19 protein-coding genes are annotated in these 23,565 nt (G+C 49.6%); 13 read left to right on the top strand and 6 right to left on the bottom strand.

Annotated features, from left to right (window positions below):
- The first annotated feature begins 63 nt into the window (after positions 1-63).
- The 4 genes from pepF (at position 64) to APAR_RS06170 (ending at position 3,512) form a co-directional block, all read left to right on the top strand.
- A complete protein-coding gene (pepF, locus tag APAR_RS06185; RefSeq protein ID WP_012809289.1) occupies positions 64-1,857 on the top strand; it encodes an oligoendopeptidase F in 1,794 nt (597 codons plus the stop codon).
- Between the two features lie 77 nt (positions 1,858-1,934).
- Positions 1,935-2,303 carry a VOC family protein gene (locus tag APAR_RS06180; protein ID WP_012809288.1) on the top strand — a complete coding sequence of 123 codons (369 nt, stop codon included), beginning with the start codon at positions 1,935-1,937 and terminating at the stop codon, positions 2,301-2,303.
- 2 nt (positions 2,304-2,305) lie between these two features.
- The gene (locus tag APAR_RS06175; protein WP_012809287.1) at positions 2,306-2,836 is read left to right on the top strand and encodes a GAF domain-containing protein; all 531 of its coding nucleotides are present in this window, start codon (positions 2,306-2,308) and stop codon (positions 2,834-2,836) included.
- 127 nt (positions 2,837-2,963) lie between these two features.
- Positions 2,964-3,512 carry an NADPH-dependent FMN reductase gene (locus APAR_RS06170; protein ID WP_012809286.1) on the top strand — a complete coding sequence of 183 codons (549 nt, stop codon included), beginning with the start codon at positions 2,964-2,966 and terminating at the stop codon, positions 3,510-3,512.
- Positions 3,513-3,851: 339 nt separating this feature from the next.
- Here APAR_RS06170 and pbp4b read toward each other — a convergent pair whose 3' ends face one another.
- The gene (gene pbp4b, locus APAR_RS06165) at positions 3,852-5,849 is read right to left on the bottom strand and encodes a penicillin binding protein PBP4B (RefSeq protein ID WP_012809285.1); all 1,998 of its coding nucleotides are present in this window, start codon (positions 5,847-5,849) and stop codon (positions 3,852-3,854) included.
- Between the two features lie 478 nt (positions 5,850-6,327).
- On the opposite strand from pbp4b, the gene APAR_RS06160 reads away from it, so the two are divergent.
- The 4 genes from APAR_RS06160 (at position 6,328) to APAR_RS06145 (ending at position 11,069) form a co-directional block, all read left to right on the top strand.
- On the top strand, positions 6,328-7,242 hold the full coding sequence (locus APAR_RS06160; RefSeq protein ID WP_012809284.1) for a MurR/RpiR family transcriptional regulator: 915 nt from the start codon (positions 6,328-6,330) through the stop codon (positions 7,240-7,242).
- A 25-nt stretch (positions 7,243-7,267) separates the two neighbouring features.
- Positions 7,268-8,161, top strand: a complete 894-nt coding sequence (gene murQ / locus APAR_RS06155) for an N-acetylmuramic acid 6-phosphate etherase (RefSeq protein ID WP_012809283.1) — start codon at positions 7,268-7,270, stop codon at positions 8,159-8,161.
- Between the two features lie 241 nt (positions 8,162-8,402).
- Entirely contained in the window at positions 8,403-9,890 is a 1,488-nt protein-coding gene (locus APAR_RS06150; RefSeq protein WP_012809282.1) for a PTS transporter subunit EIIC, read from the top strand.
- A gap of 123 nt (positions 9,891-10,013) precedes the next feature.
- Positions 10,014-11,069, top strand: a complete 1,056-nt coding sequence (locus APAR_RS06145) for a MupG family TIM beta-alpha barrel fold protein (protein ID WP_012809281.1) — start codon at positions 10,014-10,016, stop codon at positions 11,067-11,069.
- Positions 11,070-11,168: 99 nt separating this feature from the next.
- Here the strand turns inward: APAR_RS06145 and APAR_RS06140 are convergent, their stop codons facing one another.
- The 3 genes from APAR_RS06140 to mgtA all read right to left on the bottom strand — a co-directional run bounded on the left by APAR_RS06140 (position 11,169) and on the right by mgtA (position 15,676).
- Positions 11,169-11,876 (bottom strand): NAD(P)H-dependent oxidoreductase, encoded by a 708-nt coding sequence (locus APAR_RS06140; RefSeq protein ID WP_012809280.1) that lies wholly within the window; start codon positions 11,874-11,876, stop codon positions 11,169-11,171.
- Between the two features lie 91 nt (positions 11,877-11,967).
- Complete coding sequence (locus APAR_RS06135) at positions 11,968-12,738, bottom strand: nitroreductase family protein (protein ID WP_012809279.1); 771 nt, start codon at positions 12,736-12,738, stop codon at positions 11,968-11,970.
- A 22-nt stretch (positions 12,739-12,760) separates the two neighbouring features.
- Positions 12,761-15,676: a magnesium-translocating P-type ATPase gene (gene mgtA, locus APAR_RS06130; protein ID WP_012809278.1), complete on the bottom strand. Its 2,916-nt coding sequence runs from the start codon at positions 15,674-15,676 to the stop codon at positions 12,761-12,763.
- 554 nt (positions 15,677-16,230) lie between these two features.
- Here mgtA and APAR_RS06125 point away from each other — a divergent pair.
- On the top strand, positions 16,231-17,151 hold the full coding sequence (locus tag APAR_RS06125; RefSeq protein WP_012809277.1) for a ribokinase: 921 nt from the start codon (positions 16,231-16,233) through the stop codon (positions 17,149-17,151).
- 74 nt (positions 17,152-17,225) lie between these two features.
- The gene (gene rihC / locus APAR_RS06120; RefSeq protein ID WP_012809276.1) at positions 17,226-18,212 is read left to right on the top strand and encodes a ribonucleoside hydrolase RihC; all 987 of its coding nucleotides are present in this window, start codon (positions 17,226-17,228) and stop codon (positions 18,210-18,212) included.
- 48 nt (positions 18,213-18,260) lie between these two features.
- Here rihC and APAR_RS06115 read toward each other — a convergent pair whose 3' ends face one another.
- Positions 18,261-19,895: a malolactic enzyme gene (locus APAR_RS06115; RefSeq protein ID WP_012809275.1), complete on the bottom strand. Its 1,635-nt coding sequence runs from the start codon at positions 19,893-19,895 to the stop codon at positions 18,261-18,263.
- Positions 19,896-19,983: 88 nt separating this feature from the next.
- On the bottom strand, positions 19,984-20,814 hold the full coding sequence (locus tag APAR_RS06110; RefSeq protein ID WP_012809274.1) for a spermidine synthase: 831 nt from the start codon (positions 20,812-20,814) through the stop codon (positions 19,984-19,986).
- Positions 20,815-20,910: 96 nt separating this feature from the next.
- On the opposite strand from APAR_RS06110, the gene tatA reads away from it, so the two are divergent.
- The 3 genes from tatA to lysS all read left to right on the top strand — a co-directional run bounded on the left by tatA (position 20,911) and on the right by lysS (position 23,321).
- Positions 20,911-21,123: a twin-arginine translocase TatA/TatE family subunit gene (gene tatA, locus APAR_RS06105; RefSeq protein ID WP_012809273.1), complete on the top strand. Its 213-nt coding sequence runs from the start codon at positions 20,911-20,913 to the stop codon at positions 21,121-21,123.
- Between the two features lie 50 nt (positions 21,124-21,173).
- Positions 21,174-21,653, top strand: a complete 480-nt coding sequence (gene greA, locus APAR_RS06100; RefSeq protein WP_012809272.1) for a transcription elongation factor GreA — start codon at positions 21,174-21,176, stop codon at positions 21,651-21,653.
- Between the two features lie 66 nt (positions 21,654-21,719).
- Positions 21,720-23,321, top strand: a complete 1,602-nt coding sequence (gene lysS / locus APAR_RS06095; RefSeq protein WP_012809271.1) for a lysine--tRNA ligase — start codon at positions 21,720-21,722, stop codon at positions 23,319-23,321.
- Positions 23,322-23,565 lie beyond the last annotated feature (244 nt).

The raw sequence follows: 23,565 nt of genomic DNA, 5'->3' as shown, positions 1-23,565 counted from the left end.
ATTAACATTGATGTGGGACACTAAATAGCAGTGAATACTAACCCGGTCAAGAAAGGAAGGCTCATGGCATACGAGTCTCGTGGAGAAATTGACAGCAAATATAAGTGGGACCTGTCTTCAATGTTCCCAAGTGATGAGGCATTTGAGGCTGGACTTGAGGAGCTCAAGGCTTACTGCCCAAAACTGCTTGCGTTCAAAGGAAAGATTTCCACTTCCGCTCAGGCTCTTCTGGAGTTCTTGCAGCTTGAGGACCAGATGAACCTTCTGCTCTACAAGATTATCAACTACGCCGAGCGCAAGAGTGACGAGGACACCCGCGTTGCCAAGTATCAGGCATACGTCGCAAACGCTACCAGCGTATATACACAGGCTGGCGAGGCAACTTCTTGGTTTGCCGCAGAGCTTCTGGCTATTCCAGCAGAATCTGTCGAGAAGTTCTATGCAGAGGTTCCAGCTCTTGAGTTCTATCGTCGTAAGCTCAACAAGATCTTGAACCAGCGCGAGCATACCCTCTCTGCTGAGGAAGAGGCTCTTCTGGCACGCGCTGAAGAGCTTGCTGTTCAGCCAACCAACATCTTTTCCATGTTTGATGATGCAGACCTCATCTTTGACGACGCTGTAGACTCTGAGGGCAAGACACATAAGCTGACCAGCGGTTCATTTGTTCCTTTGCTGATGAATGGCGACCGCGTCCTACGCGAGTCCGCATTTAAGCAGCTCTACAGCCGCTTTGGTGAGTTCCGCAACACCTCCGCTGCAATTCTGACTAGCCAGGTTAAGAACCTGCAGTTCTTCTCGTCATCTAGAAAGTATGCAAGTTCCCTTGAGGCTGCTCTTGCAGAGAACGAGATTCCTGTTGAGGTTTATAACAACCTCATCGATGCCGTTCACCAGAACTTCCCAGCTTTCTACAAGTACGTTGACCTGCGCAAGCGCGTTATGGGCTTGGATGAGTTGCACTTCTGGGACGTCTACACTCCTCTTGTTGACGACGTTGACATGAAGTTTACCTACGAAGAGGCTTGCGACCTCATTGTTAAGGCGCTGGCACCTATGGGCGAGGAGTACGTTGGCCTGGTCAAGAAGGGTCTGGAGAGCCGTTGGGTTGACGTTTACGAAACTCCAGGTAAGCGTTCCGGCGCTTATTCTGCAGGTGGCAAGGGTATGAACCCTGTCATGCTCCTCAACTTCCAGGGCGGCCTCGACGATGTCTACACCCTTATTCACGAGATGGGTCACTCCCTGCACACGTACTTCTCGTCCCACAACCAGGAGATTACCTACTCTGATTACTCCATCTTTGTTGCAGAGGTTGCATCTACCTGCAACGAGGCGCTGCTCTCGCACTACCTGCTTGAGCACGAGACTGATCCTGCTCGCCATGCGTACATCCTTAACCACTTCCTTGAGGGCTTCCGTGGCACCATCTATCGCCAGTGCATGTTTGCCGAGTTTGAGCGCGACATCAACCAGATGAACGCTGATGGCGTGGCTCTGAACGCTGAGGTTCTCTCCGAGCGCTACGGCAAGCTTTGCGCAGAATACTTTGGACCTGGCATTGAGCTGGACGAAGAGATCAAGCTGGAGTGGTCGCGCATCCCTCACTTCTACTACAACTTCTATGTCTACCAGTACTGCATTGGTTTCTCGGCAGCTATTGCCCTGTCTCAACGTATCCTTTCTAAGGGCGAGCCTGCGGTCAAAGACTACATTGGCTACCTATCCGGCGGCTGCTCCAAGACTCCAATTGAGCTGCTCCGCGGAGCTGGCGTTGACATGGCAACCCCAGATCCCGTTAATGCTGCGCTCAAGTACTTTGGCGAGCTTGTCGACCAGCTTGAGCAGGAGCTCAACTAGCCGCGACCAAGCGCTTAACTAGCCACGACCAAGCGCTCAACTAGGTGCGCAGTCGAGCGCACAACAAAGGAGGATTTATGCAGGCACGTTTTGTTCACCGCTGCACTCATGTTTTGGATAACGAGAAAACCGTTGAGTTCTACAAGAAGGCTTTGGGATTTCGTGTTGATCGCGTTAAGGGACCAGAGGATGGTTCTTGGACTAATACGTTTTTGGTAAACGATTGGTCTCCATTTGAACTGGAGCTCACCTGGAACCGCGGTTGGGTAGAGCCTTACGACAACGGCGGAAAAGACACGCACATTGCTTTCCGCGTTGACGATTTTGATGCCTTCCACGCACTCCACGAGGAGATGGGCTGCATTGTCAAAGAGAACCCAAAGATGGGCCTTTACTTTATTGCAGATCCCGATGGCTGCTGGATTGAGATTTTGCCAGAGAAGTAACCATGGCAGACTACGGCTTACTTGCAAAACAGATTATCTCGCTTGCCGAGGTTGACGCTCACTGGCTGCCGGTGTTGTCTAATGCTGCGGCTCTTTTGTGGGACGCTCTGGATGACATTAACTGGGCAGGCTTCTATCTGGTAGATCCTGCTACGGTGGCGGGTGTGGAGCTAGGCTCGGGGTCGGGTGCGGAGCCGGGGTTGGAGCCAGTCTCTCCCGATCTGCGCCTGGGGCCTTTCCAGGGAAAGGTTGCCTGTGTGCGTATTCCTTTTGGAAGGGGAGTGTGCGGTACGGCTGCGGCAACAAAGACAAGTCAGCTGGTAGAAGACGTGCATCAGTTCCCAGGACACATTGCGTGCGACTCTGCATCAAACTCTGAGGTAGTCGTTCCCATCTTTGAGGGTGACCAGGTAGTTGGTGTGTTAGACATTGATAGTCCTAGCGCTGCACGATTTACTCAAGAAGACCTAGCAGGTCTTGAGCGGGTAGTAAAGGCGCTTGAGAGCTGTGTGGATTTCTCGGACTTTTGCTAAATACGTCTTGGACTTCCGTTAAATACGACTACAGAACTAACATTTGGGTACACAAATCATGTATGGGCAGGTTTGCTCGTGCATGATTTTTATTACATCCACGTAGCATTCATGGAGAGGTTTGCTCATGAAGAAAATTGTATTTATCATCGGTTCTGGTCGAAAGAACTCGTTTAATAAGACGTTGAGTCAGGTTGCTGCAAAGGCACTTGAAGGCAAGGCAGAGATTGAGGTTGTTGACGTCTTGGATGTTCCTCTGCTCAATCAAGATGAAGAATTCCCAGCTCCTGAAGGTGTCCAGAAGGTAAGAGACGCCGTTATGGCTGCTGATGGCGTGTGGCTCTTTACTCCAGAGTACAACTACAGCATCCCCGGCACTGTTAAGAACATCCTTGACTGGCTGAGCCGTCCACTCACCTCTGATTATGAGAAGAAATCTGAGACTGCTATTGCTGGCAAGGTTGTCACCGCAAGTGGTGTTGGCGGCAGAAACAAGACTGCAGGATCGCTCGCCGTGGTAAAGCAGCAGTTCCTGGCTCTGCGCACCAAGCCAGTTGAGCCGTTCAATGGTTTCTCGCTTCCTGTTACCGCTTGGACTGAGGGAACTTGGGAGCCCGAGCCAGAGGTTCACGAAGCAATTGCCCAGCAAGCAGAGGATTTTCTCGCCGCACTGTAAGTTGCGCGCCTGTTTTCTGCAAAGAATCGGTGGATTTTGCTTAATAACATCAAAGAATCTGTGAATTTGCCTGATTTTGTTAAAGAATCTGTGCTCCAAACACAGATTCTTTGCACTTTTCGGGCTTGCTTTTTTGACTGGTTATTCAAGCGTACCTGGCGAGAAACCCGTGTAGCTCGCAAGGTTAGCGTACATACAAAAAGAGCCCGGATGCCGCGCAATAGCATCCGGGCTTTGGTGTGTCTAGACGGAGGAGAGGGCCGTTGCTAGACAAGATGTGTATCGTACCTTGTTCGTGTACTTTGTTTATTCCCGCTTCACAGCTTGTTTACACGAGTTTTACTTGCCAACAAACTCTGAGATGGTCTTGTACAAGTCACTTGCCTGGAAGTCCTTGATAATCTTGGAATTTTTCCTCTGGTCACAGACCTCAAGCAGTGCCTTCAGGGAAGCCTTATCGGGGTCAGTCTGATAATCTGTTTCCGCCTGAATGAGCTTGTACTTTGCAATGACCATGTCCATGAGCTTGGCATTGTTTCCCTCAGCGTTTGCGTTGTCAAGGCCATCAAATGCCAGCGTAGAAACAACACCGTAGCCGCCGGTTAGGAAGTGGTTGCCTACAAAGTCGTTAGGGTTGACCTTGTTGTCAATGACAGGCGAGTTTTTAGTATTGGTAAGCAGCACTAAGCTGGTGTTGTTGTAGACGTCGATGACGGTGAGCGTGCCGGTCCAGCCGGTGTGGCCAACGGTTGCAGCGTTTGCAATTGGCGAGAAGGCCCACTGGTAGCCAATGTGACCCTTACGCCTCCAGCCTAAACCATAGGTGACGCTGGTGTCCTTTGGCTTGATGAACTGGTCGTGAACGTCCTCGCTGAAGAGCATGGTGTTGCCGTAGCCACCACGGTTCATAACGGTCTGTACAAGAACTGCCAGGTCGGAAGCGTTTGCAAACAGACCAGCGTGACCAGAGATGCCGCCCATGGCGTAGTAGGCCTTCTCGTCATGGACCGTACCCTGAATGGTGTCTGTGCGCATGTTGTCAAAGGTAATGAGACCATCACGGGTGTTGCCGTTGAGCTCGGTAGCTGCGATTCCGTCAGCCTTGAAGCCGTTGTCTAGTGGATTGAACGTGACGTTTTTAAGTCCCAGCGGCTCGTAAAGAGCTTCCTTAACGTACTGGTCAAGGCGCTTATTGGTAATTTTCTCGATGATAAAACCAAGAAGCATATAGTCTACGTCGGAATAGGCAGTCTTAGTGCCTGGGACATACTGCAGAGGTGTCTCGATAATCTTCTGCAGAATCTCATCGCGATTCTGAGAGTACAGCTTCTGGTTTGCATTTGGCTGCGGATCATCGGGTTTCTCTGGATTGTAGTTGCGGTTGTGGTACTGAGGATCTGGTGGGAATCCAGCCTGATGCTCAAGAATCTCACGAATAGTAAGGTCATTCTTGCCCAGGATCTTATCGCCTTCTTGGTCTTTAAAGTCTGGAATGTACTCTTGAACCTTCTTGGAAACATCCAGCTGGCCGTCGGTTACCAGCTTCTCAATTGCTAGGTTAGTGGCATACATCTTTGTGTTAGAAGCCAGATCGTAGAGGGTGTTGTCGTCAACAGCCTTGCCATCTTTGATGCGAGAGCCGTCCTTGTTGTAAGAATTGACGTTGCCGTAGTTGGTCTTCTTGATGATCTTGCCGTATCTAGTAACAACCAGCTGGGCAGAGGTAAAACCGTTGGCAATCTCTGCGTTGATAATCTGGTCAATCAACTTGAAGTTGTCATTATCAGCGTAGTCTTTGGTGCCGTCAATAAGGGTTGGATAGCCAATCTTGACCTCAAAGGTTGCCTGGGTCTCTTTAACAGTGCTGACCTGCAGGCGGTTATCGCCGTTGACAGTTACGTCAGAGATGTCAATTTGGTTCCAAGAAGAACCGTCAAGCTTATCAGTTGGCACTTGATGACCATTTACAAAGAGAGCAAAGCTTTGAGGCTCAGAACTTTTTACATAGACAGTGCCCTGGCCAGCAAAGCAGACAAAGCTGTTGAGCTGGTTGGTAACAAGAGAGTCATCAAAGGCATCATCGGAATTGGCAACAGGAAAAACCTTCTCGTACTGGAAGGTTCCATCTACGGAATCAACTTTCTTTGAGGTTCCCTTAGCAGCAGTTGTGCCACCTTTTGTCTGGCAAGCAGTAAGACCAAGACCTGCAAGAGCAGCTAAACCAAGAGCACTTCTACTCAAAAATTGTCTTCTGGTCTGTCCAGCAGGGGAGTCTGCGTTAGGTGAGTGCTCAGAGTGAGCGGTTTGATTTTGGTACAAATCTTCGTTGGCGCGCATATTGTCTCCTTCGGGTTTGCCTTAGGTGAAACACTTGCTATCTCAATTGACTGAGATAATTTGCGCTTATGATGACGTGTGTTCTATCAAAATTGCAGCTAGCTTGCGTAAGTTGAAATAATGGGTACGTTAACGTACTGCGAGCGGTATCAAAAAAGCTGTCAATGGTATCTAAATTTGAATTTTTTAGGCAAATAATGAAATATTTTAATCAGGTATTACGTAGTCAAATGTCTACTTGATAGTAAAAGTTTTTATAAGTTGATGTAAAAGTATCCAAAATAAAATAAGCTTTTACGACAATTGTCTCTATATTAAGCTGGGGAAACATGAGTGAGTGTATATGCAACAAGAACAACATGTACTTACACTTACGCACGCAATACTACCGTTTACGGCACTCCTACTTTACAAATGAAATTTTTATGGCAACGTGAAACAATATAGTCAAACGTTTTAGTCAACAGGAGGTGATTGCGTGAGGGGTGTTCGTTTACGCCTGGAAGAGTATCGCAAGAATGCCAGTTCGGCTGAACGCGATATTATTGACTACATTTTGTCCGACCCAGAGGCAGTAGTTGGTCAGTCAATCCATAAACTTGCTGCTCAAACGTATACATCTGCATCAACGGTGGTTAGACTTTGCAAGAAGCTTGGCTGCGGTGGCTATAAAGAGTTTCAGCAGGCTCTTATTTATGAGCTGGCGGTAAGCAACAAGAGCAACGATATTGCTGTTGGCGGCGTTATTGCAGGTGACACTACTGACGTGATCATTGAAAAAGTAACTGCAAAGAACATTTCTTCGTTGGAACTTACCATGCAGTTGCTTGATGCTCAGGTCGTTGACTCGGTTGTTTCACTTATGATGCAAGCGCATTCTATCTGTCTTTTTGGTATGGGAGCTTCGCTTCTGGTTGCAAGAGATCTGCAGCTCAAGCTTATGCGCCTCAACATTAACTGCAACTTAAGCGATGATTACCACTCTCAGTTGCTCTACGCCAAAAACATGAGCCGAGAAGATCTTGCCATTGTGGTTAGTTACTCAGGTCTTACGCGTGAAGCCATTGAGTGTGCTTGGATTGCAAAAGCAAACGGCGCCAAGGTAATCTCCATCACTCGTGGTGGTATTGACTCGGAATTAATTCATCGTTCTGACTATGTTTTGGGTGTTGCAGAGACTGAGCACATTATGAGAAGCGGCGCAATGTCTTCACGAATTGCCCAGCTCAATGTAGTAGACGCACTTTTTGCAGCATACGTAAACAGAAACTACGAGAAGAGCGTTAAGCGTTTCTCGACAAACTACATTGGCAAATTAGATTCAGCTGAGCGTGTTGCTACGCTTTCTTCTGATGAAGATTTGCCTGGTATAGCTAACGACGTTATTGCGTAGAAATCACAACACAGAAGGTGAAAGCGTGATTGATTTAACAAAGCTTGTCACGGAGACAAGAAATCCCAACACTATGGAACTTGATCAGATGACGCCGCTTGAGCTGGTCAGCGTTATGAACCAGGAAGATTTGAACGTTGTGGCTGGCGTAAAAGAAGTTCTTCCGCAGGTAGCGCAAGCAATCGAGTGGGCAGTCTCTTCGCTTGAGGCTGGTGGCAGAATTGTGTACTTTGGCGCTGGTACCTCGGGCCGCTTAGGCGTTTTGGATGCTGTTGAGTGTCCTCCAACTTTTGGTGTTTCTCCTGACGTGGTTGTTGGTCTTATCGCTGGTGGCGAGAAGGCCTTTGTACGTGCAGTTGAAGGCGCAGAAGATTCTCTTGAGCTTTGTGAAGAGGAGCTCAAGAAGATTGGCCTGAACAAGAACGATATCGCTATTGGAATTGCAGCTAGTGGTCGTACTCCTTACGTTATTGGAGGACTTCGCTATGCTCGCTCTTTGGGTTGTAAAACCGTTGCTATTGCGTGTAATAAGGGCTCTGAGGTGGGTAAAGAGGCAGAGCTTGCTATTGAGCCTTCTTGTGGACCTGAAGTTCTAACGGGCTCTACGCGTCTTAAAGCTGGTACTGCTCAGAAGATGATTCTGAACATGATTTCTACCGGCTCAATGGTTGGTGTGGGCAAGGCATATCAGAATCTTATGGTTGACGTTCAGCAAACTAATAAGAAGCTGGTAGTTCGTGCACAGAACATCACCATGGCGGCAACGGGTTGTACTCGTGAAGAAGCAGCTCGGGCGCTTGAGCAGGCTGACGGTAATGCAAAGCTTGCTATTGTTATGCTGCTTACTCAGATGTCAGTTGAAGAGGCAAAAGCTAAGCTTGAGGCAGCCCATGGTCATGTGAGAGGAGCACTGCAATAACAAAAAACATAGTGGTGTGCATTTTGTTGCAGCTGCATTGGTCAGTGGTATTAGCATGACGCATGCTGTAGCAGTATGTTTTGAAAGATTTTTAGTTTACCTGCGGTAATAGGTTATTCAAACTCGGTCAAAACATGAAACAATGAACCACAGGTATGGATTGTTGTATCGTTACGTTCATTTTTTATGTATTCTTGGTAAGTATTTGTTGCAACATCGCAACGAGAGAAAGAGGGAAAGTATGGATTACACCAAGCTTTCAGAACAGATTCTTGCTGCCGTCGGTGGTAAAGAAAATGTTCAGAGCAACATGGTCTGCATGACCAGGCTCCGCGTTAAGACCGTAGATCCTTCAAAGGTTGATTCTGAGGCCATCAAGGCTATTGATGGCGTCATGGGTCTGGTCGAGGATGCAGAGTACCTTGAGGTTGTTCTTGGTCCTGGCGTTGTCAACAAGGTTATTGTTGAGTTCTCCAAGCTTACCGGTGTTGCTGCTGGCGACGCATCTGAGGATGATGTTGTTTCTGCAGCTAAGGACAACAAGGCAGCTCAGAAGGCTAAGTATGAGAACAAGCCTGTTCAGCGTTTCCTAAAGAAGATTGCTAACATCTTTGTTCCACTGCTTCCTGGCATCATTTCTGCAGGTTTGATTAACGGTATCATCAACGTTATCAACTTCTCCACTGGTAAGGCTTATGCCAACGAGTGGTGGTTTGCAGCTATCTGGACTATGGGTTGGGCGCTCTTTGCTTATCTGCCAATTCTCGCTGGCGAAAACGCTGCCAAGGAGTTTGGTGGTTCTCGCGTTCTTGGTGCTATGGCTGGTGCACTTTCCATTGCTAACGCTGGTATGCCTCTTCTTGCTTCCAAGACTGTTGACGGCGTTGCAACTCGTTTGGTTCACCTTCCATTTAGCCTCCCAACTGTTGCTTTCAAGGAGGGCGCATTTATCGTTGCTTCCTCTGACCTGTTCAACGCAGCAGCAGGCGGCATGATTGGTGCAATCATCTGCGCAATCTTCTTTGCATTCCTGGAGAAGAACCTGCACAAGGTTATGCCAAGCGTTCTTGACACCTTCCTGACCCCACTTTGCACCGTCATCATCGGTGTCATTGGTTCTGTCCTGATTCTTCAGCCTGCAGGTGCATGGCTCACTCAGGCAATCTTCTTTGTTCTTCAGTTCTTCTATGACAAGCTTGGCGTCTTTGGTGCTTACCTGCTTGGTTCTACCTTCTTGCCACTGGTTTCTGTTGGTCTTCACCAGGCACTTACACCAATCCACGTTATGCTTAACAACCCAGAAGGCCCAACTCAGGGTATCAACTACCTGCTTCCTCTGCTGATGATGGCAGGCGGTGGCCAGGTTGGTGCTGGTCTTGCTATTCTCTTCAAGACTAAGAACAAGCGCGTTAAGAAGTACCTCACCGAGTCCATCCCAGTTGGTATGCTCGGCATCGGCGAGCCTCTTATGTACGCAGTTACTCTGCCTCTTGGTAAGCCATTCATTACCGCATGCCTTGGCTCTGGTGTTGGCTCCGTAATTGCTTACCTCTTCCACCTTGGCACCGTTTCCCAGGGCGTCTCTGGCCTCTTTGGTCTGCTGATTGTTCAGCCTGGTAACCAGGTCTTCTACCTGCTTGCAATGCTTCTTGCTTATGCTGCAGGCTTTGCACTTACTTGGTTCTTTGGCGTTGACGAGGATCGTATCAACGACGTCTTTGGCGAGTAAGTACTTCGACGTTTTAGAAACGTTTATCCCTCTTCTTAGGTATCCTAGGAAGAGGGATTTTTCTTCTCGCCTGGCGAGAAACCCGTCTTCTAGAAAGCGTTTTGCAATTCACTTGGAGGATTTATGCGCACCGGGATTTCACTGTATTTTGCCAGTGGATATGAAGCTAATGCTGAGGTTGTAGCAAAAGCGCAGGCAGCCGGATGTCACTATGCATTTACCTCACTACACATCCCTGAAGAAGAGGAGATTGATTACCGCACTGAGGCTCGCAAGCTCTTAGAGCTTTGCAGAAAAGCTGAGATTAATCTTATTGCTGATATTTCTCCCGTTACCCTTTCAAAACTTGGCGTTCAGAAGTTTGACGAACTTGCAGAGCTTGGCATTACGTACGTGCGCCTTGACTTTGGATTTGACGCGGCAGAGACTGTAGAGCTTTCTCACAAGTTTCATGTGGTTTTTAATGCTTCAACCATTACTAAGGACGATATCTCTGCGTGGCGCGCAGCTGGTGCTGACTTCACTCGTTTTGCCGCCTGCCACAATTACTATCCTAAGAGCTACACAGGCCTTTCTCTTGAGCGCGTAGCTCAAATTAATGCGCGTCTTTCTGCTCTTGGATTCCAGATTTTCTCGTTTGTTCCTGGCGAGGTTTTCCGTGGACCTCTCTATGAGGGATTGCCAACTGTTGAGGAACACCGTGGGCTCTCTGGTGATGCACTTATTCAGGCAATGCTCTCACTTTACGACGTTGACTCTGACGTGGTGCTTATTGGTGACCCAGACGTCACTGAGGCTACCTGGAGGCGCATTGGTCAGCTTGAGAGAAACTGTATTGAGCTAAAAGCTGAGTTGAAGTCTGATTTTGAGTATCTATATGACCGCACTCAGACGGATAGACCTGATTCCAGCTCGTATATTATTCGCTCGCAGGAGTCCAGGCTCTGGAAAGATGCTCCAGTATACGATGCAAAGTCTTCTACTCGTGAGACTGTTTCTACTGGCACGATCTTGGTGAGTAGCAAGGCTTATGGCCGCTATGCAGGGGAGCTTTCAATTGTTCGAGGTCTTTTGGAGCCTGATGCTCGTGATAACGTTGCAGGATTAATCTGCGAAGAAGATCAGGCGTTCTTGCCGTACATTCACTCTGGCCGCGGTTTTAGGTTTGTACGCAAATAGAACGCACACAAACCAATAAACATCAGCACAAAAAACGAACCCCTACTCTGCAGTAAGGGTTCGTTTTGTACTGTTATGCGGCGGCGATTATACAGGCAATTACAGTTTGACAATAACATCCTCAGCAGGCTGGCGATGCTTCTGGACAGGAGCCATATCGCGATAGCCCAGGCTAAGCATGCAAGAAACGCCAAAGTCGTTGTACTGGCCGCCGTCGAGAAGACCCTCCTCTTCCAAGATCTTATCGACAGTTGCACGGTTAAAGCCCTCGATTGGGCAGCTATCAACGCCTATCATAGCAGCCATGGTGAGCATGTTTGAAAGCGCAATATAGGTTTGCTTGCAAGCCCAGTCAAAAGTTGCACGCTCATTGCCCACCAGGTCAAACATATTCTCCTGGAAGTTTTTGAAAGCAGCAGCGTAGGTTGGCTCAAAGTCTTCAGGAAGCTGCTTGATATCATGCATCATATGCTTGACGTAAGCAGACTCTGCATTGACGTTCTTACGAGCAAGAAGAATAACCAGATAATGAGCACCATCAAGGGATGCACGAGCACCATAGGATGGTTCGTAAAGCTTCTCTTTAAGGCGAAGTGACTGCTCAGATGCCTGATTTTCTCGCAAGTTAATGACCAGGAAGCGCCAAGGCTCCAGTCCGTAAGAGCTTGGTGCCAGACGAGCGGCCTCAAGAATTACATCAAGGTCCTCGTCAGAGACATTCTTGGTTGGATCATATTTCTTGGTTGCAAGTCTCCACTGGTAGGATGAGAGAACTTTGTTTGCAACGTGTTGTGCGGAACAGGCCATGTGAGATCCTTTCGTATTGGTAGTGCAGCGTATGGTTGAAGGTGTTACTCAAAGAGCGTATTTCTTTGAAAAGTGCTAATCGGGAAACTTACTACTCAGAAACGATAAAGCGACCAGGCTGTCCAAGTTCCCACGTACCTTTAAGGTCAGCGGCAAGCTCAAAGTGCAGCTTGGAGATACCTAAGTCGTAGTCTTGAACAAAGTGGCGCTGGTCAGGCATAGAAGCGCTTACCACGCCATCTGTCAGGTCAAATACGACAGGCAGTCTGTTGATGGCAGTTGGACATGCCAAAACCGCATCAATGCCACGATTAAACCACTCAGGCATCTGCTTCGGTTCAGTTGGCGCGCCATTTGCAGTCATAATCTGCGCGGGCTTCTTGGTGCGTAGGCGAATTGCGGTACGAATACCTTCCTGCTTGAGCGGAATCTTTTCCGGAGCATAGCCGATAGAAATAATAATGCCCAGCTTAAGGCCGTTGTACTCGTCACGAGCTAGGGTTTTCCAGTCCATGGTCTCGGCAATCCAGCATGAGCCTATGCCTAGTTGTGTGGCGAGAAGAACGATCTTCTCGCCATAGTAGCCGATGAGTTCACGGGCAATTGCATCTTCACAATAGCCTGCTATGTAGTGGTAAATGGGGCCGACAATGGACTTGTTCTTCATGTGGACGGAAGTGCCATCTTCAAGGTGAGGACCCTCGATGGTAAGGATTGCAGGGTGATCGGGTGCAACTTTTGCCATCTGGGCATTTGCAACGTTAATGGCTTCCTGGAGCTGAGAAAGTTTTTCTTGTTCAATAGGCTTTTGGTCGTAGGCGCGCAGGGAAATGCGCTGGTCCATAGCTTCTTTTAGGTCCATCGTGGTCCTTCCTGGAGCAAGGTTAGAGCAGAGAGCCAAATCGCTTAACGTAGAGGCTCTTGATTATGGTGATAAGAACCATATACCCGCTCATGAGTGCAATTAGCCATCCAAAGAACGACAAAGGTAGAGCAACAAGGCTCAAGGGCTGGGCGAACACCGGCAGATACGGAAGAGCGCTGACTACAACGATTCCCGCGGTGGTTAGAGTAAGTAAGGAAGCTGATGGCATGCTCTGAACAAACGGGATTTTATTGGTTCTAAGTGCGTGGAGGACAAAGGTTTGGGTCCACATAGATTCGATGAACCAGCCTGTTTGGAAAGACAGGATAAAGAGCGTCTGAGCTGCGGTGTTTCCAGCTGCGGTAAGTTCTGCCCAGGTTCCTCCGGCAAGAGTGGGAGAGACCATAAAGAACATGAGGGCAAAGGTAAGTACATCAAAAATTGAACTGATAGGTCCAATCCAAAGCATAAAGTTTGTAATTGAATGGGCGTCCCAAGAGCGCGGACTTGAAAGGAATGAATCATCCACGTTGTCCCAAGGAATGGCAATGCAGGTAACGGTGTATACGAGTCCTAAAAGGAGCAGCTGAAGGGCGCTCATAGGCAAGAACGGAAGGAAGAAACTGGCCACCAAAACGGACAGTACGTTACCAAAGTTGGAGCTTGCGGTTGCCTTGATGTACTTGATGGTATTGCCGTAGGTTCTGCGACCTTCTTCAACGCCGTGCTCAAGTACCAGCAGATCCTTTTGCAGTAAGATAATGTCAGCAGATTCTTTTGCCACGTCAACAGCGGTATCTACGGAAATTCCTACATCGGAAGAGCGCATAGCAGCAGCATCGTTAATGCCGTCGCCCATAAAGCCGACAACATGGTTGTTGGATCTGAGCGCAGAGACAACACGGGCCTTTTGCATGGGGGAAAGCTTTGCAAAGAGCTGGGTCTTTTCAACACGCTCTTTGAGCTGCTCATCGTTGAGGTTCTCTACGTCGCTACCAAGCAGGAGTTCGTCAACGTGGATGCCCACTTTTTTGCAGACGGCGGCAGCAACGCCCTCGTTGTCGCCGGTGAGCACCTTGACCTGCACGCCTCTCTGGTTAAGCTTGGCAATTGCCTCGCGAGCGCTCTCTTTTGGCGGATCCAAGAAGGCCAGGTAGCCAATGAGCACCATGTCGCGCTCATCGTCTACGCCAAACTCGCCGACGCCGCGAGGGTCGCTCTTCTGAGCAACGCCAACCACGCGCATACCCTCCTGATTGAGCTGGTAGACGCGGTCCATAACGCTCTTGCGCTGGGCGGGAGTGAGTGGCTTAATCTCAGAGTCAAGGTCAACAAAGGAGCATGCGTTGAGGACTTCTTCAACGGCGCCCTTAGTGATCATCTGCGTCTTGTTAGTTTTTGTGTTTCTTACCACAACGCTCATGCGGCGACGCTCAAAGTCAAACGGGACTTCGTCGATCTTCTCGTATTCAATGCTCAGCAAGTTGGTGGGCAGTTCATCGTTTGAAGTCTTGATGATTGCCTTGTCAATAAGGTTTCTGAGGCCGGTTTGGAAGTAGCTGTTCAGATACGCATGGCGGAGCACGCGAGCGTCCTCTTCACCCAGAATGTTGAGGTGACGTTCGAGAACAACCTCGTCTGCGGTGATGGTGCCAGTTTTGTCGGTACACAGGATGTCCATGGCGCCCAGGTTCTGGATTGCGGCTGGATTCTTAACAATAACGTCCTGCTTGGCCATTTGTGTTCCACCGCGAGAAAGGCAAGTGGTTACAATAACGGGCAGCATCTGAGGAGTAATACCAACGGCAACGGAAACGCTGAAGAGCAGTGCATCAAACCAGTCGCCCTTAAGGAATCCGTTTGCAAAGAACACGATGGGGCACATGATCAACATGAAGGAAACAAGTACCTTGGAAACGGACTTGAGACCCTCATCAAAGCTGGTCTCGCCAGAAGGCTGCTGGAGCATCTCGGACATTGTGCCCACATAAGTCTTGTTGCCAGTTGCAACAACAACCACCGTTGCACTTCCTGACTGAACGGTAGTGCCGGCGAACAGCAGGTTTGTGCACTCCGAGAGCGAGAGAGGATAGCGTGTTCCATCTGCGCGACGGCGAGCGTGGACTACACCAGCGGTTTTCTCGACAGGCTCTGATTCTCCGGTGAGCGCTGTTTCGTTGACAAAGAGGTCCTTGGCGTCCAGAACGCGACAATCTGCAGGAATCATGTCGCCCGAAGCAAGGCGGATGATGTCACCAATAACTACCTGTTCAAAGGGTATTTCTTCTCCCAGCGCGGAAGCAAGTTTAGGCTCTGAAGCTTCGTCTTCGTCGGCGGCGTCCTCGGATTCGCCCGCGGTTTCATCTGTAGCGTATTCATCTTCAAAGTCCTTGAGTTCATCTGTACTTTCGTCTGAGTTCTGGTTGAGATTTTGGCTAGAATCCTGGTCAGTGGCCAGGTCATCAAAGTCGATGGGACGACGGATAACCCTTGTAGTGGAGGTCACCATTTTGGAGAGCGCCGCCGCTGCCGAGGCTCCCTTGGAGCTCTGGACAAAGTCGATAATGCCGGAAATAAACACCATTGACGTAATGATAATGACGGTTGAAGGGTCCTTCTCGCCATCTGTGGCAAGGACCACGTTAGTGATGTAAGAAATGCCTGCGAGAGCAATCAAAATGAAGGTGAAGGGACTTGCAAAGCTCTTGAGCAAGCGGATGATGAAGGGCTCTTCAGCGGCACCGGTGATAACATTTGGGCCATCGAGGTCGTATTTTGCTTGCGCAATGTCAATGGCAAGGCCGTCGGGAGTGGTATGGAATTTTCTACAGACACTTTTTACCGAGTGAGTTGCGGCAAAAGTCAGGGACTGTCCAAGCTCTCCTGAGGTGGTCTGAGTTGTTTTTGTTTGGGTTGTGCGCTTCATGATTGTCATGTGCACCTCCGATGATTAGTGAAAACGAGTGACTAACTGGTTGGTGTATGACGCAAACTGAAAGCGTTCTGTTATGTGTGGGAATTGAAACTGAACGATCTGAGACAGACGATCCGGATTGGACAATCTTGAAACCTGCCACATAGATTCATATATCTGCAGGATTGTTCAAGTAAACCTGCAAATTTATATCCCTATAGGCTTGTGGTGCAGTAAAAATTAAAACTTTTGAATAAGAGGTTTCTTTATATCCGTCACACATAAATGAACAGGGTCAGCATCTGCTGTCAGACGTAAGCTGCTACTTCGACTAGGCATATAAAGCACCTCCTTTTATCGGAGTTCTGTAAGGGACGTCCCGTGAAGCTGGAATCCCGTAAAGGACGGACGTCACATCTACTCAGACATCTCTCTAAGAGTAGTTGGGTTGACGACTTTGGTCAACCTATTACTATATATCCTATAAACAACGTGTTTAATCTGCATATTTATTTGATGTGAAACAGTAAAAAGTCACATCAAGCATCGTTATTCATATCAAGAGGGAGTATCTCATGGGCAAAGTGATTGTATTTGGAAGCCTGAACATGGACATCTCTATTGAGGTGGATAAGATGCCTCAGCAGGGAGAAACCATGGGCGGCAAAAATCTTGTCACAAGCCCAGGCGGAAAGGGTGCCAACCAAGCAGTTGCTGCAGCTCGAATGGGTGCAGATGTTCACATGATTGGTGCTGTTGGTGCTGATTCGTTTGGACAGGACCTCAAGCAGTCGCTTATTGGCTACGGTGTCAATGCGGAGCAGGTAGATGAGCTGTCTGGAGTCTCCACTGGTGTTGCCGTAATCGTGCGTGTTGGCGGCGACAATCGCATCATTTTGGACCACGGCGCTAATCATGCACGCACAGTTGACGACGTAAAAGCAGTGCTCGATTGCATTGCAGAGCCAGGTGACGTGTTCTTGACACAGTTTGAGTGCGAGTTGTCGAGCACGTTTGAGCTTATTAGGTACGCGCATGAGCTGGGGCTCTATACGATGGTGAACCCATCGCCAGCGGCTACCATGACCATCGGTCTTCTCGCCAGCGTGGACTTGCTCTGCCTGAACGAGATTGAGTTTGCGGACCTGTTTGGTGAGGGCAAGATCAGCCCACTGGCAGAGCCAGAGGTCGCGGTGCAGAAGGTGCTTGCAAGTGGCGTGGCAACTGCGGTGTTGACACTGGGGTCCAAGGGTTCGATTGCTGCTGATGCACAAGGCGTTTACCAGCAGGAATGCTATCGCGTGGATACCGTTGACACTACCTGTGCAGGAGATACGTTTATGGGTACACTCGCCGCGTTTCAGGCGTCGGGACAGTTGCAGGGTCAAGATATCAAGCAGGCTCTTGACGTGGCTGCGAAGGCTGCAGCGCTTGCTACTACTAAGGTTGGCGCTCAGCAATCAATTCCAACGTATCAGCAGGTAGTTGACTTTTAGGTTAGAATTACAGGTATTGTTTCCATAATTCGCAGATATAGCTTAAACGCAGATTAAACGTACAAAGGAGATTTATGGCAACGCTTTCAACTAAGACACGCGTCATTATTGATACAGATCCTGGTATTGACGACGCTATTGCACTGGGTTTTGCCCTGGCTGCAAAGGCGCTTGATATTAAACTTATCACCACAGTCAGCGGAAATGTTGGTATTGAGAATGTCACTAACAATGCCCTCAAGCTGCTCAAATTCTGGAATCAGCACGTGCCTGTTGCGCGCGGCGCTGCTGAGCCGCTGCTCAGAAAGCCCATGGACGCAAGCGATGTCCACGGTGCGTCTGGCATGAGAGGCTACGAGTTCGACGGCATTCAGTCCGATTGTTTGCTTGAAGAAACCGCACTTGAAGCGCAGCGTCGCGTCATTTTGGAAGGCGCTTCCGTTGGCGAGAAAACCACGCTGGTGACACTTGGTCCTCTGACCAACATTGCACTGCTGCTTAAAGCATATCCAGAGGTTAAAGAGCATATCGACCGCATAGTCATGATGGGTGGCGCCTTGACCCGCGGTAACCTTGGCGTCATGTCCGAGTTCAACGTGGGTGTTGACCCTGAGGCGGCAAAGATTGTCTTTGCATCTGGTGTTCACGTGGACATGGTTGGCCTTGAAGTAGGCGATGACGCGCGTGTTATGCCTGAGGATATCGAGAATATCCAAAACTCCGGAAAGAGCGGCGACATGTTGGTAAAGCTGCTGCTCAACTATCGCGTTCACTACAAGGAGGAGGGTTTCAGCATGTATGACCCAACGGCCGTGGCCTACCTGTTGGCGCCTCAGATGTTTGAAACCAGGGATGTATTTGTGGACGTCGAGTGCGCTGGTGGTTTGACAACCGGCTGCACCGTTGTTGACCTAGCCGGATACCTTGGCGAGAAACCCAACGCAACAGTTTGCGTTGGCGTTGACCAAAAGGCATTCCGTACTTGGTTTGTCCATCAGATTCAAAAGTGTAACGTCCTCGACGGCTCCGCTCCTGCGGTCGAAGGCGTGCTGCTGGATTAGCGAGTTTCTCGCTAAATTTAGCGCTAGGTATTGCCTATTGCCCAGATATTAGAGTTCTTTGTAGACAGGGAACCACTTGAGGGCATCAACTGCCTCTTTTGCATTAGCGATTGGTTTGCGGTTTAGACCTTGCTTGATTGCTTCCTCTGCAACACCAATGGCAATACGCTCAGAGAACTCAGTAATCTTGGAGACTGGAGGAAGAATTGCAGCACCAGGCTTTGTGGTGTCAACAATTCCGCCAAGTGAGTGAGCTGCCAGCGAAATCATTTGGTCTGTGAGTAGGCGAGCTTTTGATGCAAGAACGCCAAGTCCAAGACCCGGATAGATTAAAGCGTTGTTGGCCTGGCCAATCTGGTAGGTTATACCGTTGAGCTCAACATCATCGGATGGGACACCGCATGCTACAAGCGCGCGACCATCAGTCCAGGTCAGCAGGTCCTGAGCGGCTGCCTCTGCAAGTTTAGTTGGGTTGGATAGAGGGAAGACCATTGGGCGCTTACAATGAGCTGCCATCTCGCTAATAATCTCCTCGGTGAAGGCACCGTGAACGGTAGAGGTGCCAACCATGATTGTTGGATGGACCGTCTTTACAACAGCTGCAAGGTTAGTGAGCTCATCAGCGTTTGCAAATTCTGAGCGCTTGCGAGCAAAGGGCTTTTGCTGTGGAGTAAGGTTGTCCATGTCGTCGAAGAGCAGGCCCTGGCGATCTACCAGGTAGAAGCGCTTGCGAGCCTCCTCGCGATCCATTCCCTGGTCCACAAACTCTTGTAGTACGCGCTCAGCAATGCCGCAACCGGCGGTTCCTGCGCCAAAGCAGAGATATACCTGGTCAACGAGTTTCTCGCCAGAAATGTTGAGGCCGCCGAGGATGCCTGCGAGGGTAACAATGCCAGTGCCCTCGACGTCGTCGTTAAAGACGGGGTAGGTGTTTTTGTAGCGGTCCAGGATTGCTGCAGCGTGTGAGCGTCCGAAGTCCTCAAAGTGCAGGTAGAGGTTAGGGAAGAGCTGCTCCACGGTGGTTACAAAGTTATCAATGAAGGCGTTGTAGCGGTCCTCATCAACGCGCTTGTGACGCTCGCCCAGGTAGAGAGGGTTATCGAGCAACTCCTGGCGGTTGGTGCCTGCGTCAATGACAACAGGCATGATGCGGTTTGGATCAACGCCAGCTGCAGCGGTGTAAACCATGAGCTTGCCGACGGAAATTTCGACACCGTTGGTGCCCCAGTCACCAATGCCCAGAATGGCCTCTGCGTCGGTAACGACAATCAGGTCAATGTCTCTACCTGCGGCTGCGTCCTTCAGCGAAGTTTCAAGGTCCTCAGGGTGATCAGCGGATAGGAAGCATGCGTACTGCGAGTCAACGTAGCGCAGGGAGTACTGTTCAATGTCAGGTGCAATGGTTGGATCGTAGACGATAGGCATGAACTCTTCGACGTGCTTTGAGAACAGGTTATAGAAAAGCGTGCGGTTTTCGGAGAAAAGCCTCATCAGGTAGTGACGCTTAGTCTCGAGGTCAGGATACTGCTGGAAAAGCACATATGCCTGCTCTGCTTGCTCCTCGATGGTCTGAATGTTTGGAGGTAAAAGACCTACCAGACCATACTTCTGTCGTTCCTCCTGCGAAAAAGCGGTTCCTTTGTTGAGGAAGGGATCGTTCAGTAGTTCAAAACCCGTTTTCATAGCAGCTCCCAAGTGCATTGTATTCCCAGGTGAATTAACCAAAGTAAGTGCGAAAATCTGACGGCAATGATTAGCTCACTACGCGCTATTATTTCACTACAATGGCACCTTCAGGAAGTACAATATCAGCGTCGGTTGCAATTAAGAGATTGTTACCTGGTGTTTTAGGAGTATTGGGCCATTCAGGTACGTAAGCAACGTGCGCAAACTCTTGTGCAAATACGCTTGAAACTTGGTGGAGCAGTGCTGATCCTCGCCCTTCCAGCGGACAGCGAACATCAGCCAGATATACTCCGCCAGACGCAAGCTTTTCTTTGACCACTTGCGCACCGGTCACAGTTCCTAGGGGTCCAAGTGATTTGCGACCAGCGAACACCTCGTTTACCAGAACGTCAATACTGCCGGCGTCTGCGCTCTGTAGAACTTTCCACGCATCGTCTTCGATGATTCGCAGCTCACTTGAAGCCACAGCCAGTGCCTCGTCCAAAAAGAAGTGTTCGCGCGCGAGCGAGACAATCTTCGGGTCAATCTCAATCGCATCTATGACGGCATTACTCATGTGCGTGGCCAGATGTTTTGGTAGTGAGAAACCTCCGCCGCCCATAACTATAATGTGCCCTTGTGGAGCCGTCTGCTGAATAATCTCTGCCATCAGACGGTGGTAGTGAACGCAGAGTTCAAAGCGCAGTTTAGGTGCTATGTAGCTCACGGACTGGAAGGCGCCGTTAACGTTAAGCAGTCTAATAGGCGTATCGTCTTCGTCCTCGGAGTCAAAAATCATCGTGAGGCCAAATTTTGTACGTGTCACAAAAACGCCTCGAGCACGCAGAATTAGCAGAAGTAGCTGGTAAATGCCAACAACGGCAAGTCCCGCAACGGTCGACCAGATAAAAAATGTCCAAAAATCATGTAAGACCATGTTAATTCCTTGTTAGTAAGGTTTCCCTCGGTTATACTAGCCGATACGGCGTTTTTTCTGAACGCTTTTACAGGAAAAGATTTTCTGGGGGTTTATATGATTTTAGGACTTGGTATTCCTGAGCTCGTGCTTATTGTTGTCGTTGTTATGTTGATCTTTGGACCTAAGAATCTTCCAAAGCTTGGTAAAGCTGTCGGCGAGACCGTTAAGGGCGTTCGCGAGGGCATGGAGAGCGAGAATAAGGAAGAAGAGTCTAAGGAGCCAGAGGCTGAGATCGTTGAGGACGAAGAGTCCAAAAAATCTGAGTAACTCCATTTCACACGTATAGACCTACTTGACCCATCAACAGAAAGAACACGATGGACACTACTAAAGAGATTGTACTTACCCCAGAAGGCCGTCAGAAGCTTGTCGATGAGCTGGCTTATCGTGAGGGCGAGAAGCACGACGAGATTGTTGAGCGCATCAAAGAGGCTCGTGGTTTTGGTGACCTTTCTGAGAACTCCGAGTATGACGCCGCAAAAGAAGAGCAGTCTCACAACGAGTCTCGTATCAACGAGATTCGTCAGATTCTCTCTGTCGCAAAGGTTGTCGAGGGTGGCAGTAAGCGCAAGGTTACCGTTGCAATTGGTACAACCGTCGAGCTTGCTGATGCAAAAGGCAAGACAACTAAGTATGTAATTGTTGGTACTACTGAGACTAACTCCCTTGAGCACAAGATCTCTAACGAGTCACCAGCTGGCGAGGCTCTTATTGGTCACAAGAAGGGCGACGAGGTTGAGTTCACTACGCCAAACGGCAAAGTGAAGAAGTACACCATTATTTCTATTACTCGCTAGACTGGCACAAAATTTTTTGATCGCCCCGTGTCTGTCTGGCGCGGGGCGTTTTTACGTGGAGGATACATGTCCGAAGTAGAAAACAACATTGCTGGTAACTCGGCCGCTGCTGAGAACACTGCTGCAAAGAACAACACAGCTGTCATAACTGCCGCCGACGCAACTGAAGCCACCCCAGAAGCTTCCATTAACGACGAGCGTGCTCAGCGCAAGGCCCGTCGCCAGGCGCTGCTTGACGCTGGCATTGACCCATATCCAATCCAGTCCACTGTCACCGCTCACGTTGCTGAGCTGGAGGAGCGCTACGCTGACCTCGAGGACGGCCAGACTGGCGAGGAAGTTTATTCTGTCGCTGGCCGAGTCCGTGCCATTCGCAACCAGGGCAAGATCGCGTTTGTCGTGGTAGAGGACTATACCGGTCAGATTCAACTCTTCTGCCGCATCAATAACCTTGACGAGAAAAACTGGGAGCTTCTGGGTCTTCTCGACCTTGGCGACATCATCGGCGCAACCGGTGCTATTATGCGTACGCGCCGCGGCCAGCTTTCTTTGGCAGTGACCTCGCTGGAGGTTCTCTCCAAGTCGCTGCGTCCTCTTCCAGAGAAATTCCACGGCCTCACTGATCGCGAGGTTCGTTATCGCCAGCGCTACGTTGACCTCATCATGAATCCTGAGGTCCGCGACGTATTTCGCAAGCGCTCTCAGATTATCTCCATCATCCGCCAGTTCATGGAGGCGGACGGCTATATGGAGGTTGAGACTCCTGTTCTCCAGGAGATTCTTGGCGGCGCAAACGCAAAGCCGTTCATCACACATTACAATGCTCTAAACACCGAGGACTACCTGCGCATTGCAACCGAGCTCCCGCTGAAACGCCTGCTTGTTGGTGGTCTTGAGCGCGTCTATGAGCTTGGTCGTCAGTTCAGGAACGAGGGCACCGACCTCACGCACAATCCAGAGTTCACTTCCATGGAGGCATATGCTGCCTACTCTGACCTGGCCGGCATGCGCGAGCTCTCCCAGAACCTCTTCCAAGAGATTGCTCGCAAGACCTGCGGTTGTGAGGAAGGCCACGAGGTCATCACCTACCAGGGTACCGAGGTTGATCTCTCCGGCAACTGGCGCGTCGCATCTCTGGCAGAGATTGCATCCGAGGTCACCGGCGAGGAGCTCTCCATTGACACTCCTGTCGAGAAACTCCGTGCAGTCCTGGATCGCTACGAGATTGAGTGGAACCCAGAGTGGCAGGCTGGCAAGCTGCTCTTTGAGATTTACGACGAGCTTGGCGAGAAAAGCATCGTAAACCCAACCTTTGTCTGTGATTATCCTGCAGAGGTTTCTCCGCTTACTAAACGCAAGGCAGACGATCCTCGCCTGACCGATCGCTTTGAGCTTATTATCTGTGGCGCAGAGTACGCAAACGCATATTCCGAGCTCAATGACCCTGTTGATCAGGAGGAGCGCTTTGCTGCTCAGATGGAGGCTAAACGTCAGGGCGACGAAGAGGCCATGGAGTACGATTACGACTTCATTCGCGCACTTGAGTATGGTATGCCACCAGCGGGCGGCATCGGCTACGGCATCGACCGCATGATGATGCTCTTCTGCGATCAGCCTTCTATCCGCGATGTCCTTCTCTTCCCACAGCTCAAGCCCGAGAAACGCTAAAAGCTTGGAAGCCTAACTGCTTGAGAGCAGTCTATAACTGTATTAGCCCGGCATCTGCTGTTGTAGGTGCCGGGTTTTTTGCGCGCTGTAATGGCTATGTCGCCAGGCCTTCACTACTGCGCGAATTTCTCGCCACGGGAAGTTTGTGTGGTTCGTACGTAGGAGAAAATCCAACACGGGTCGTATGTTTGCAGAGCCTTTTGATGGGTATAAATCAAAAATATATAGAGAGTTTTGAGAGGTT

Origin of the sequence: Lancefieldella parvula DSM 20469, from assembly GCF_000024225.1 — a bacterium.
Lineage (GTDB): Bacteria > Actinomycetota > Coriobacteriia > Coriobacteriales > Atopobiaceae > Lancefieldella > Lancefieldella parvula.
The sequence above is the reverse complement of the archived record's forward strand: the minus strand, read 5'-3'. Positions and strand labels throughout refer to the sequence as shown.

Excerpts from the sequence above, each read along its gene's own strand:
- pepF (WP_012809289.1), top strand. The coding sequence starts at position 64 with ATGGCATACGAGTCTCGTGGAGAAATTGACAGCAAATATAAGTGGGAC.
- APAR_RS06180 (WP_012809288.1), top strand. The coding sequence starts at position 1,935 with ATGCAGGCACGTTTTGTTCACCGCTGCACTCATGTTTTGGATAACGAG.
- APAR_RS06175 (WP_012809287.1), top strand. The coding sequence starts at position 2,306 with ATGGCAGACTACGGCTTACTTGCAAAACAGATTATCTCGCTTGCCGAG.
- APAR_RS06170 (WP_012809286.1), top strand. The coding sequence starts at position 2,964 with ATGAAGAAAATTGTATTTATCATCGGTTCTGGTCGAAAGAACTCGTTT.
- pbp4b (WP_012809285.1), bottom strand. The coding sequence starts at position 5,849 with ATGCGCGCCAACGAAGATTTGTACCAAAATCAAACCGCTCACTCTGAG.
- APAR_RS06150 (WP_012809282.1), top strand. The coding sequence starts at position 8,403 with ATGGATTACACCAAGCTTTCAGAACAGATTCTTGCTGCCGTCGGTGGT.
- APAR_RS06145 (WP_012809281.1), top strand. The coding sequence starts at position 10,014 with ATGCGCACCGGGATTTCACTGTATTTTGCCAGTGGATATGAAGCTAAT.
- APAR_RS06140 (WP_012809280.1), bottom strand. The coding sequence starts at position 11,876 with ATGGCCTGTTCCGCACAACACGTTGCAAACAAAGTTCTCTCATCCTAC.
- APAR_RS06135 (WP_012809279.1), bottom strand. The coding sequence starts at position 12,738 with ATGGACCTAAAAGAAGCTATGGACCAGCGCATTTCCCTGCGCGCCTAC.
- mgtA (WP_012809278.1), bottom strand. The coding sequence starts at position 15,676 with ATGACAATCATGAAGCGCACAACCCAAACAAAAACAACTCAGACCACC.
- APAR_RS06125 (WP_012809277.1), top strand. The coding sequence starts at position 16,231 with ATGGGCAAAGTGATTGTATTTGGAAGCCTGAACATGGACATCTCTATT.
- rihC (WP_012809276.1), top strand. The coding sequence starts at position 17,226 with ATGGCAACGCTTTCAACTAAGACACGCGTCATTATTGATACAGATCCT.
- APAR_RS06115 (WP_012809275.1), bottom strand. The coding sequence starts at position 19,895 with ATGAAAACGGGTTTTGAACTACTGAACGATCCCTTCCTCAACAAAGGA.
- APAR_RS06110 (WP_012809274.1), bottom strand. The coding sequence starts at position 20,814 with ATGGTCTTACATGATTTTTGGACATTTTTTATCTGGTCGACCGTTGCG.
- tatA (WP_012809273.1), top strand. The coding sequence starts at position 20,911 with ATGATTTTAGGACTTGGTATTCCTGAGCTCGTGCTTATTGTTGTCGTT.
- greA (WP_012809272.1), top strand. The coding sequence starts at position 21,174 with ATGGACACTACTAAAGAGATTGTACTTACCCCAGAAGGCCGTCAGAAG.
- lysS (WP_012809271.1), top strand. The coding sequence starts at position 21,720 with ATGTCCGAAGTAGAAAACAACATTGCTGGTAACTCGGCCGCTGCTGAG.